The organism is Legionella quateirensis (genome assembly GCF_001467955.1).
In the GTDB taxonomy this organism is placed as follows: Bacteria; Pseudomonadota; Gammaproteobacteria; order Legionellales; family Legionellaceae; genus Legionella; species Legionella quateirensis.
The window spans coordinates 84,364-97,110 of record NZ_LNYR01000021.1 but is presented as its reverse complement, the minus strand read 5'-3'; the positions used below and the strand labels follow the sequence as shown (position 1 = coordinate 97,110).

Sequence of the window (12,747 nt, the reverse complement as noted above, 5' to 3'; positions counted from 1 at the left end):
TTGAATGCTGATGCCACTCAATCAATTAATGAAACAGTATGGCAACGTCTATGGAGTCAAAGGTATATTTCTGATTACAGAAATCACAACTGATCTCAATTACACTTTGTTCTTGCAACAATGCCTCGGCATCTTCTTTGCCCAGAGTAGTAATTACCTGCTTCATCTTTTCTTTATTGCATCGACATTGAAAACGGGTAGGACGGGTTTCAAATAATCGGAGTTCCGTTTCATTATAAAGCCGGTAGAGCAGGGTTTGGTTATCCAGAGTCAATAATTCTTCCTCGCTGACTGTTTGTCCCAGTTGTACGGCATATTCCCAAAACTGCTCTCTATGCAGGGTGTCTTGCCCGGGCATGAGTTGCAGTAACATTCCGGCAGCCATCTCATCATTTACTGCCAACCAGACCCGAGTTGCGACCTGCTCGGATTGAGCAAAATAGGTCATCAGATTTTCACTCATTGAAGTGGCCTGAATGGGTACCATACTTTGGTATACTTGAGTTTGATTGTTTTGGGAAATGGTGAGCATCATTTGGCCTTGCAGGAATGCGGTTGCGTATTCGATAATTTCAAGATCTTCGGTATATTTGGCAAAGGCTCTGATATTTAATTCATGATCACACTGCACAAGCAACAAAGGCAATCGACGGTCGCCCTGAAACTGTAAATTCAAACTTCCTTCAAATTTAATACTGCTGGCTAACAGCAGGCAAGAAACAATGGCTTCACCCAATAAATTTTTAACCATGGGTGGATAATTACGCTGATTCATTATTGTTTGAAATGTTTTTTCAATATGGACAACTTCGCCACGGATGTTGGCATGTTCAAAGATAAATCGTTGTAATGTATCTGGTTCTTTCATTGGAAAAGCTCGTTACACAAAATTGCCTATTATATCATAATATAGGCAGATTACTCATACCTAATCCCTTTGATAAACAAACAGGCGCAAGAAAACCGAGCCGCGACTGCTAGGCAGCAGAACAGTTCGCTGATAGAACAGAATGCTCGGTTTTTATTTTCAAATATGGCCATTGGTAAGCATTGCTCATTTTTTTGCTTCCTCACGAGGGTGTATAGCAGATCAATTTTAATAAAATGTAACTAATCGCTTCATATTTAATAAAAAACCAACGATTTCCCCTCTCCACCGCGCGCAGCGTGGGGGAGAGGGATCAAGGGTGAGGGGGTAAATTTATCGCTTAAGCGACACCTTTTTTATTAAAGAGACATTATCTAAACAAGATTGGACTACTTTTGAAATGGGACATCCAAAGAAGAAACGACGACCTTATGCCCCTAAAGTCGTGGTTGAGCCCATATTGAGTCACATTAAATTGCGTTAAAACCTGTATTGCTTTAAACGCAAGGGAATTTATGGTGTAAAAATTGAATGTTACTTACACATGATGGCCAATAACATGAGTCGAGCCGTTGCCCCGGCAAATCGAGTGGAGTCGCTTACGCGACACTTATAAAACCCCCTCACCCTTGATCCCTCTCCCCCACGCTGCGCGCGGTGGAGAGGGGAAATCGTTGATTTTTTGATAAAATATTAAGCGATTAGTTACATTTGATTAAAATCGATCTGTTCTACAGCCTCTTAGGGTCGCGGCTCTGTATTCTTACGCCTTATAAATTCATTTGTAAGTAATCGTGGAGTAAAAACTAATGTGGGGGTTTTTCGTCAGTTGAGTACATGTTAGGATGATTGTTTTGATTTTTCCAGAGTAATAGTGAACAGTTAATTAACGGCAAAACGTAGGGTTATTCAATAAAAGTCATTGGTTTATCAATCAGTATAGGAACATCGGCGAACAGTTGTTAGTTCTGTTTGAACAAAATACCTATTGAACACAGGAGATGGAATGGAAGCAAGTTACTTGTTAGTGCTCGGTTTTTGTACCTGGACATTTGTTCTGTTATTAACGATTGGCGCCTATCGAGTTGGGTTAACGCTTCTTGGAACAAGGAGAGCAAATGCTTTTAGGTCATCCAGTGAAGACGGTCATACCTTTCCTCATCGTCTTGGACGGGCTCATGCCAATTGTTGCGAAAATTTGCCCATATTATCAGGAGTGATTCTGTATGCCTTTATGACAGATCATATTGCCATAACCAATACCTTCGCGCTGCTATTTTTAGGTTTGAGAGTGGGGCAATCCATCACTCACATCGTTTCGGTAAGTATCAAAGCAGTCATGCTTCGATTTACTTTATTTGCTGGCCAGTGTGCCATATTAACTTATTGGTTGTTTTGTTTGTGGATGGCTTGATTTTTTTATATAAGAACACCAGAAACTATTTTTGATTATTTTCTGGAAATTCGGTGGTCTTGATCTATTCTTAAAAAACCCCCTAATAAACCTGAGGAGTAATCATGAAAAATAACAGCATTCTCATGCCTCTTTTTAAAACAATTGATAAAATACTTTTTGGAATTACCGAGATTAATGAAATCGAAAAAGTGGACGAATTTATTGAATCGGATAATGAGGAAGAGTTCGATGTGGAGCGATCCAGTAATTAAATGTTGATTAGAAAAGATAGGGTAAGCGATAATGCCCTTTTTTTGAACGAGATCAAAGTATGTTGAATAGCCAACAAATGGCTGCAGTACATTATATAGATGGGCCTTTGTTGGTTCTTGCTGGAGCGGGAAGCGGTAAGACACGAGTTATTACTCAAAAAATTGGCTATTTAATAAATACCTGTGGTTATGCCGCCAAATCAGTATGTGCAGTAACGTTTACTAATAAAGCAGCGAATGAAATGCGTGCCCGTGTAGCTACGGTTCTGCCTTCGTCAAGCCGTCGTGGGTTGAAAGTCGCGACTTTTCATACTTTGGGTTTAAGTATGATAAAACGTGATGCCGCTTTATGTGAGTTAAAAAAAGGATTTTCTATTTTTGACAGTGAGGATTGTCTGCAGGTTTTACGTCATTTTCTTTCTGCCAATAAAGCGAATGAACGTGATTACATGATGCAAATTCAGCAGCAAATTTCACGATGGAAAAATGATTTGTTAAGTCCTGAATCTGTTTTAAATCGTTCACTGGATACACCAATTCAGGAAGAAGCATCATTGATTTATCCTCGGTACCAACAGGCATTAAAATCCTATAACGCCGTTGACTTTGATGATTTGATTCGATTGCCGGTCAGTTTATTAACAGATCATCCCGAAGTATTGGAGTATTGGCAAAATAAAATCCGACATTTATTGGTTGATGAATATCAGGATTCAAATACCAGTCAGTATTTATTAGTTAAAAAACTGGTTGGCGTTCGAGCCCATTTTACGGTGGTTGGGGATGATGACCAGTCTATCTATGCATGGCGTGGCGCCAAACCTGAAAATCTGGAACAGTTACAACACGATTACCCACAACTCAAAATCATAAAACTGGAACAAAATTATCGGTCGACCAGTCGCATTCTGCATACCGCAAATCATTTAATCGCTCATAATCAGCATTTATTCGAAAAGAAATTGTGGAGCGATCTGGGACATGGCGAATTACTCAGAGTCATCAGTTGTAGGGACGAGCAAGATGAAGCGGAGCATGTGGTTGCTGATTTAATCAGTCATAAAATGCGTTCACGCACTAATTACGGTGATTATGCCATTTTATATCGAGGAAACCATCAATCACGGGTTTTTGAAAAAGTATTACGTCATTATGGAATCCCTTATCACATCAGTGGCGGGCAATCCTGGTTTGCCAAGGCAGAGGTAAAAGATGTATTTGCCTATTTAAAATTACTTTGTAATGAGGCGGATGATGCTGCTTTTCTACGGGTAATCAATACGCCCAAGCGCGGTATTGGTGATACCACTCTTGATGCGTTGGGACGTTATGCTCAATCAAGGGGGTTGAGCTTATATGCAGGTGCTGATCATCTTGCGCTAAGTGAGCATGTTGCAGAAAAACCCAGAGCCGCTTTACAGACTTTTAAAAAATGGATAGACCAGATTAAGGGACGATTGTCCTCCGGCTCAGCTCTTGAGCATTTAAGGCAAATGGTTGAAGACAGTGGATATGAAGCTCATATTTATGAACAAAGCGATACTCCTGCCAAAGCACAAAAAAGAATGGATAATGTATGGGAATTGCTTGAATGGGTAGACAGATTATTGACCAAGGATCCCGATAAGACCCTGGCAGATGTGGTGAATAAATTAATATTAATCGATATTCTGGAACAGTCTGATGAGCAGGATGACGATACCCTTCAATTGATGACCTTACATGCTTCAAAAGGTCTGGAATTTCCTTATGTCTATCTGGTCGGTATGGAGGAAGAGCTGTTACCGCATAGAGTCAGTATTGATGATGACCAGATAGAAGAAGAGCGACGATTAGCTTATGTTGGCATTACACGCGCGCAAAAGGGCCTTTGTTTTACTCTTGCCAAACAACGGCGTCGAGCAGGTGAACTTCAGGATTGCATTCCCAGTCGTTTTTTGGATGAATTGCCACCGGATAGTCTTGAATGGTTTGGTAAAGGTGGGGAGCGTTGTGAAGAGAAATCTAAAAATATTGCCAAATCTCATTTAGCCGGTTTAAAAAATATGCTGACTTGATGGGTACTGTATTTCGTTTTCTCGTCATCCCTTGCAAAGCAAGGGATGACGTCTTGAATTAATATCATTGGGCCTTTTCACCTAGCCAGCGAATTGAGTCTGGATTGTTATAACGCATTGACTCTCTGTGGCAGATCTTCAATAAACTCCTGGGTACGTGTTTTTTCATCTTTTTGAACAAATAGTCGATGCTGATTATAAGCCGGTTGGTTTTTTGCCTCATTTAGAATTGCAGCCAGAGACTCGCCATTTTTAGGATGACGAATAGTTTCTTTTAATTTATCCAGTTCAATGATTTTGGCATTTGCCTGTTCGCGACCAATGAGAACATTGTTTAGATGTTTTGTTTTGAATTGTTCAATTCGCGCAACCGCATGCTCCTCCTGCCATTGTTTTGAAGGACGTTTGGCTGTGGGATCAATCTCAACATGGTGTTCTTTGGGGATGCCGCGTTGTTTGTCCCAGGCTTCCTGGAACGATAAAACCTGGGGTTTTCTTGTTTTTTGACTTTGAACCGGATTATCAGAATGTGCATCTTGTGTTGAATGATTCAGTTGACTGGCTTTGGAATCCCATAGCGCTGCCAGAGCGTAGAGTGGTGACGCAACAGTTTTAATAATCCAGGTAGGAATATCCATATTGTGATCATGTCCGGCATGTTCATTCATGCGCTCTTGAAGCAGTTCATTAATATCTTGATGGTCATGGTGATGCTCTTTATTTTGCTCGTTTTTACTCTCATGTCCATCAATTTCCTCTTCATGATCGTGAGAGTGGGGAAGAAAATAATGCGCGTCTTCAAAACCTTCGCTAATAATAGCTACTAGCATGGATACAATTTGAGGTACACCTGGCATGCGATCTGCAGTGAGGGCAATACTCAGGAGATGTCCGAGAAAAAACAGAATTCGTAGTGGAGTTACGGTTAATTTAAGAATAATCCGAAATGGGTTAATGATTTGCAACCAATTTTCGGTTTCTCCAAGTTTTTGGAATCCTTTGACAAAGTAATTGTATAGAGCTTCAAAAGGATTTGTTTTACTTCGTGAAACCTCGTCCACCATTTCCAAAGATTCAGCGGAATTCTGTATGTTAAAAAATATAGCGGATAAACCGGTAACAACTGGATTAATGACTCCCATGATAAAACTGGGCATTTTTTTCATCCATTCGAACAGTGGGCGTGCATTCGTCGCTATAGTCCACCAGGTTCCGGCAGTACATATAGTAAGCGCTAGTGCCAGACCAACAAGAAATACCGCGGTTGACGCGATGAATACGCTTCGCAGAGTTAAACCCTGGCTTAAATCCTGACTGATTTTGTTATACCATTTGACCACTGTATTATTATTAATCATGTCGGTAATGGCATTAAATGTCAGCATGGCGTAAGCCGCGCCAGCGATTACTGCCATGGGGAGTACTATTAATGGCCATAATGCGAAGGGAAGGGCAGCAAAAAACGGGATTATGGTGAATGCTTCAACAATGAGGTAGGTACTGCCTAAGCCCATGAATAAACCAGCCAATACACTAAAAGCTTTTACAATATTATAGTGAAAGCCACGCTTTTCCAGACGTTGCTGATAATCCTTTTGATGATGTTTGGCAAGCCAAAGCCGCAGTTTTGCTGCATAGTCGGATTCTGCTGTATTATGCTTCTCTTTGCTTGAAAATAACTGCCGCGCAAACCATTTTTCCATATCGCCAAGGGTTTTTTCAATGCGCTTTTTGTTTTGTTTACTTTCTTCATTCAATTCTTTGTGGCCGAAGGAACGAAGAAGTTTGAGTTGCGTTTTATAATCCTTGAAAAATTGAGGATAATCTTCATCTTTGGCGTGTTCATTGAGGTGATTGAGTAAGTACTCTTTAGCCAGTTTGTTCTCAAGGTAATTGTTTTTTAATAATTTGTTGAACGCGCCTTTAATATTTTGTAAATATATTTCCCCCTCATAAACTACGGACAACCCGAATGCAGCAATTGCTAAAGATAAGACAGGCATAAGGGCGTACATTCCGCCAAAACTTAAAAAGCCAAGAATTAAGCTGGCACCTAGGGTTAGAAGTATCAACGCCAGGTTAAGTGGAATTTTTTTAGGATCGATAGATCTATTTTTTAGTTTCATTGCAGTATCTTTGCTCATAGATGTTTGAAGAAGAACTTTATACCAAATGAAAATGATTATCAATAGCATTAAGGCTAAAAATAGAACATATCGAAATCATAAGGCGGTTCCTGTGCTCTTGCATGATCGAGCTCACGTTAATGACTTTGCGGCTCAGAATGACCTGGCGAGCCAGGTTAATTGTACGATTTTGAAAAGTTTGCTTGCATCATTTTGTTCATCATGTAGTATCGTCACTGAAACAGGACTTACGAAAAACGCTCAACCTCTTCGTTAAAAATTCCTATTACCTCGATCTGGGGGTTTTTCGTAAGTCCTGTGAACTATAAATTAGGAGAGGATATGCGTTTAAACCAATGGATGACCTGTGTAACAACAGGCTTAGTATTTGCAAGTAACTCACTTTTTGCTGCAAGCATTCCAGCACATGAGCAATTACAAGTACCTCAATGCCTGGCTGCAAAAATTGCGGTACCTCATGATGTATTAGCTGAAAACAAACAATTTAAAATTATTGATGTGCAATCCAGCGATGTAGAGAAACTGGTATTATTAGCAGATCAAGTAAAATGCGGTCATTTTGTGAACGTCAGTCATAAAGTCACTGGAGCACAAATCGCTGTCAAAAAACAGTCTGCACAGAACCTGTTGCAACAAAGCACTTTAAATTCTCTTACTCTGGGTAAGTTAAATAAAGATGTATATGAAATTAAACATCAGGAAGAAGTTAATGCGGCTTTAAATGAAGTAGTTGCTGATAATATTTGGCAAACCCTGACTCACTTAACCTCCTATCACAATCGTTCTGCAACTAAAGATACAGGTGTTGAAACAGCGAATTGGTTGAAGGCTACTTTTGAAGCGATGGCTGTTGAGTACGGCCGAACTGACACAGAAACCTATTTTGTGAAAACAGGTTGGTATAAACAACCTTCTTTAGTAACCGTTATAGGTAAAGACATCAAGGCTCCTGGCATTGTGATTGGTGCTCATATGGATACTCTTGATGGTCGTATGCCGGGTGCTGGTGATGATGGCAGTGGTTCTTCAAGTGTTATGGAAACAGCACGCGTCCTGTTAGCATCAAAAACAACATTCAAACGTCCTGTTTATATCATTTGGTATGCTGCTGAAGAAAGAGGGTTGGTTGGTTCTCAACATGTAGTGGAACATTTCCAGGAGCATTCCATACCGGTTAAAGCTGCCGTTCAATTTGATATGACTGGATATCGTGTGAAAGCAGAAGATCCTACCATGTGGGTATTTACTGACTATACTGATCGGGGATTAAGTAACTATATCGCGAAGCTGATCGATACCTATGTACATGTTCCTGTGGATTATTCACACTGTGGGTACGGCTGCAGTGATCATGCTTCCTGGACTGAAATAGGTGTTCCTGCTGCGTTCCCATGTGAATCCAATTTTGAAGATCACAATCCCTATATTCATAGTTCTTCAGATACCATGTCCTTATTGAGCCTTGAACACATGACTAATTTCTCTAAATTAGCCCTGGCGTTTGTGATCGAAATGGCATCTGAGTAATTGATTCTCAATAAATTGCTTCAATGTTATCCCTCTAAACCGGGGGATAACATACCAACACACGGATTAAATAATTTAACCCTCACATTCTAAAAACTTATTCAATAATCAAGAAAATAACACCAATTGAAATTCATGGCCTCTTTGTATCAACCAAAAACACGTGGGAAGCAACTATTTTTGACTTTTCAGGTATATTTTTTGATTTTATTGTAGTATATTTGTCCATAGAATTTTAAAATCGAACCAAATAACCGGTATAATGGTTGTTAATGGCCTTTGAGAACACATATAAGCCCTTGTTGGCACATGTTTTTTCTTAAAAGAACCTATGAATGGTTTCATTTATTATGCGGTAAAATTGGTTAAAAAATTAAATTGGGAGAGTAAATGCGTAAATTTATACTATTGGTTACTGCAGGTTTAGTCTTAGCCAGTAATTCAATTTTTGCAGAGTTTCAATCATCTCAAGAAGAATCGGTAGTTACTCAGTCTCGCGCATCTGCTAAAGAAAAACAAAATCATTTTGAAATTAAACATACCAAAGAAGTTAATGCGGCTTTGAAAACAGTCGTAGCGGATAATATTTGGCTTACATTAAATCATTTGACTTCTTATACCAATCGCTCGGCAACCAAAGACACAGGCGTTGAAACTGCTAATTGGTTAAAAACTACCTTTGATGCAATGGCAATGGAGTATGGTCGCTCCGATACGGAAGCCTTCTTTGTTAAAACAGGATGGTACAAACAACCTTCTTTGGTTACTGTTATTGGAAAGAATATTAAGGCCCCCGCAATTGTCATCGGTGCTCATATGGACACTCCTGATGGCCATATGCCAGGAGCGGATGATGGCAGTGGTTCTGCAACGATCATGGAAGCAGCCCGTGTTTTATTAGCTTCCAAGCTGAGTTTTAATCGCCCCATCTATATTATCTGGTATGCTGCGGGAACACGTGATTTAGCTGGTTCTCAATATGTTGTACAGTACTTTCAAGAAAAAGCCATTCCCGTTAAAGCAGTAATTCAATTCGACATGACCGGTTATCGTGCCAATGCAGATGATCCAACCATGTGGGTATATACAGACTATACCGATCACAATTTATCTAAATATATTGCACAATTAATCACTACCTACATTCACGTGCCGGTAGATTATTCTCGTTGCGGTTATGAGTGCAGTGATCATGCGACCTGGAATGAAGAGGGAATCTCTACTGCATTTCCATCAGAGTCTGATTTTGAAGAACGCAATCCCTACATACACAGTTCTTCCGATACAATGGATTTTTTAAACTTAAATCATATGACTAACTTTGCCAAACTGGCCATTGCGCTGGCAATAGAATTAGCCTCCTAATTATTTATTGTACAACCTCTCGGAATTTTTATAGAGCAGAGAGGTTGTATATGTTGATTTAAAAACAGGTATCAATTGAATTAAAAGGTTAATGCAGGATTCTATTTATTTGGCAAGCAGCCTCCTATCTAATTTTCGTTGTATCATTCAAATTTTTTATTTTAAGAGTAGTATTTTATGAAATTAACCCCCAGGCAGAAGTATCAAATCATATTAGTTGTGATCGAAGAGGCGCAACGTTTAGCGAAAAAATTTGGATTACATGATGGAGTTTCCACCTTAGAGGAATTTAAAAATTCCATTCAGTTGTCAACGGAAACGAAAAGCCTTCTTGAGCTGGTGATTCTCTCTGAGAAAGATCTTGTGGAGAAAAAGAAGAAGTCGTCGAGTGCGGGGCAATTTAAAGAGGCTTATAAAAGAAATGCAGCCAATTTATTGCTCACTCTAGGCAGTGTTTTTTCTAACGATCCGGATGTTTTTTATCAGACCAAAGAGTTTGGCAAAATATTCCGTAATAAAGACTTAAAAGGTATACCCAAGTTAACGGATGGAACGATTGATGTGATTCAATTGTTTGAATCGGTGAAAGCGAAGACTAAAGCACAAATTAAACTCATTTTTGGTGTCACCAGAAAGGATATCGTTGCTTCTCGCGTTCTTTTGGAAGAACAGTTATCCGTTGATTCTGGAACTGCGGAATCAACAATAGCCAGCTGCTCCAAGTTACCACCCCTACTATTAAAAAGTAATTCACTACAAAATTTTAAATATAATGGAGTTTATATTAATGGATTATATAAATTTATAAAAATCATCAGCGGTATTCAAAATAAAGGATTGGCAAGCGCATTATCCTGCTTTTTTATTGAGAATAATCAGGACAATCGTCAGGTAATGGACGCATTTTTTGCTAATGAACAAACGCAATTATACTGCCGTAATAACAGCATGCTGGTTCAGATCTTATCATTGTTAGTAAATAACGATAAAAGGTGTAATGCCATCTGTGATCGATTTGTTGTGAGGCTCACCACAGAAACCAACATAACCAGTATTGATACTTTAGAGACAGAACTCAAGGATAATACCGTTATACCTCTGTTTAAAGAGTTTTTTGAATCGGCACTGAATGTTGCCGTTCAATACAACCATATATTAACAGTGGCCAAGATTAATATTGCCGACAGAGAACACAAGATTAACGAATTAAATTCAAGTCAGGACCTGTATTTGAAATCTGCATTCTACTTTTGTTTTATTTCACCTTTATTAGATCGTATCGAGGCCAGTTTAAAATTCCATGGAACCTGGAAAGATTTAAATTTACCTACATTACGACTGGAATTATCACTCGCATTTCATGTATTGCTGGGCATGAGTCCGATAGCTCCTCGAACTAACAGTATGGCTAAAGCACCTGTATTTCTGGATCTGGTGACGGGTAATGACATTCAGGAAAAGGTAAAACTGATTTTCTCTGCTATTGGTGCTCCAGATATTGAGCATCAATCCAGCGTAAAACCGAAACACATTGTGTTGGCTGACGAATTGGAACAAAAACAGCAACAAAATCGTCGATTGGATAAAGAACGCGATGCTCCCAGAAGAGCAAGAAAAGCGTCTGAGAGTTCCGTTGTAAAAGGTTCTAAACAATCAGAGGATTTAGGCTCAACTAACAGAGGAATCTATTCTTCATCTCGAACAATGAGCTTTTATAGTCCTGCTCAAAACAGCATTGCCAGCAGTTCTTCTTCATCTTCAAAACCATCTATAGTTGAGAAGTCTTCCAGAAATCGAAGTCAATCCAGCACAAAGGAACATAAGACAGTAGAGCGCAGAGCGAGCCATGCAGTGATTCCCCGACTGTCTTTGATCAGCACGTCGCAAAATGTACCCTCATTGGAAGGTTATTTTAATGAATTATTTTCCTGCGATTTGGAAAAGGCGACTCAATTTGTATTGTCGCTGGTTAAGCCAAAGGATAACAAGAAATTCACCTGGGGTGTGCGAGTGCTTAATGAGGCTTGTGATAAATCCAATAAACAGATTGCAGCTCTGTTAATGACTCATCTTTCAGAGACAGAATTTCTTGCTGTATTTAGCGAATTGTTAAATGAAGAGACGGATGAAAGCTGGTGTCGAGGTAATAAACTTTTATCCATGCTGATTCATCAATTATTAGCGCATGAAGACAGTAAAGAATTTAAGAAAAAGGTTTGGAGCACTGTGTTAACTCTTGCAGATTCGTTTTCCAAAATTAAAGTAAAACAACGAGAGTCTATGGTCTTGACACCGGAGAGTTTTGACGCGGAACAAGTGGATATCAAGACAATTCAGAACAATTTTTTTAGTGTAGTCAGGACCATTTTGTCTCCGAAAGAGTTTCCAATCTTAATCCAGAAGGTTTTAACTTTAAGCTATTCTGATTTGATGCGAAGAGAAGAAAAGCACTCCAGCACTGAAGATCCGCTGTTTCGTAAATTGTTGGCTTTAATTTTATTACGATTTATTAATCCAATTATTTATGAAGAAGCACAGCTTTTGACAGACACTACTATGAAGATGTGGTATCTCAAAATTCTTCCGGCGGCAATTCAATCCTTGGCTTCGCCGATACCCCTTAAGAGTTTGATAGACGATGAGCCTCAATCACTACAGGATATGATTTTTGTTCCGGTCACCAAGGATGATCGAAAAAGGAAAAAAATAGGTCAAATGATTGCAACTGATCTTAATTTTGGCAGCATTGTTGCCGTGCCAAAAGATACCGCTTCAATCAAAAAGAGTGCTCTTGATGTGTCAGAATGCATTAAAGAATTAAACGATCTGTTGAAACAGGAGCAATTTTCAGGATTGAGTTTTAAAGCAAACGGCAATGTTACACCGCGTCGAGAAGTGCAGAAGCCATTAGTGCAGACATTTTTTGCAAGCTCATCTGATTCCGATACAGATACTTCCTCAAGCGGCTATGCTTCTGAGTATCCCGGTATGAATTAAATCCTTGGATAGACATGGGGGAGTAGGATTTAAAAAAGAGTTCACTCTGAATTTAAGTGCACTCAAGCCTGTTTCTCCCGTCAATAATATGAGCGGGAGAAACAACATCCTGATGGTA

Annotated in this window: 7 protein-coding genes and 1 pseudogene; 6 read left to right on the top strand and 2 right to left on the bottom strand. The window is 39.3% G+C overall.

The window, feature by feature from the left end; genetic code table 11:
- Nucleotides 1-25: 25 nt before the first annotated feature.
- Nucleotides 26-868: an Hsp33 family molecular chaperone HslO gene (gene hslO, locus Lqua_RS08485; RefSeq protein WP_058473851.1), complete on the bottom strand. Its 843-nt coding sequence runs from the start codon at nucleotides 866-868 to the stop codon at nucleotides 26-28.
- A 1,006-nt stretch (nucleotides 869-1,874) separates the two neighbouring features.
- Between hslO and Lqua_RS08480 the strand changes: the two genes are divergently transcribed.
- The 3 genes from Lqua_RS08480 (at nucleotide 1,875) to Lqua_RS08475 (ending at nucleotide 4,593) form a co-directional block, all read left to right on the top strand.
- Nucleotides 1,875-2,282 (top strand): MAPEG family protein, encoded by a 408-nt coding sequence (locus Lqua_RS08480; RefSeq protein ID WP_058473850.1) that lies wholly within the window; start codon nucleotides 1,875-1,877, stop codon nucleotides 2,280-2,282.
- A 104-nt stretch (nucleotides 2,283-2,386) separates the two neighbouring features.
- Entirely contained in the window at nucleotides 2,387-2,536 is a 150-nt protein-coding gene (locus Lqua_RS18440) for a hypothetical protein (protein ID WP_165483186.1), read from the top strand.
- A gap of 59 nt (nucleotides 2,537-2,595) precedes the next feature.
- Nucleotides 2,596-4,593 (top strand): UvrD-helicase domain-containing protein, encoded by a 1,998-nt coding sequence (locus Lqua_RS08475; RefSeq protein WP_058473849.1) that lies wholly within the window; start codon nucleotides 2,596-2,598, stop codon nucleotides 4,591-4,593.
- A gap of 107 nt (nucleotides 4,594-4,700) precedes the next feature.
- On the opposite strand, the gene Lqua_RS08470 is transcribed toward Lqua_RS08475, so the two are convergent.
- On the bottom strand, nucleotides 4,701-6,719 hold the full coding sequence (locus Lqua_RS08470; protein WP_058473848.1) for a UbiA prenyltransferase family protein: 2,019 nt from the start codon (nucleotides 6,717-6,719) through the stop codon (nucleotides 4,701-4,703).
- 342 nt (nucleotides 6,720-7,061) lie between these two features.
- On the opposite strand from Lqua_RS08470, the gene lapA reads away from it, so the two are divergent.
- The 3 genes and pseudogenes from lapA (at nucleotide 7,062) to Lqua_RS08455 (ending at nucleotide 12,629) form a co-directional block, all read left to right on the top strand.
- The gene (gene lapA / locus Lqua_RS08465) at nucleotides 7,062-8,267 is read left to right on the top strand and encodes an aminopeptidase LapA (protein ID WP_058473847.1); all 1,206 of its coding nucleotides are present in this window, start codon (nucleotides 7,062-7,064) and stop codon (nucleotides 8,265-8,267) included.
- A gap of 525 nt (nucleotides 8,268-8,792) precedes the next feature.
- Nucleotides 8,793-9,632, top strand: a pseudogene (locus tag Lqua_RS08460) (M28 family peptidase); the annotation flags it as partial.
- A gap of 177 nt (nucleotides 9,633-9,809) precedes the next feature.
- Entirely contained in the window at nucleotides 9,810-12,629 is a 2,820-nt protein-coding gene (locus Lqua_RS08455; RefSeq protein WP_058473845.1) for a hypothetical protein, read from the top strand.
- Nucleotides 12,630-12,747 lie beyond the last annotated feature (118 nt).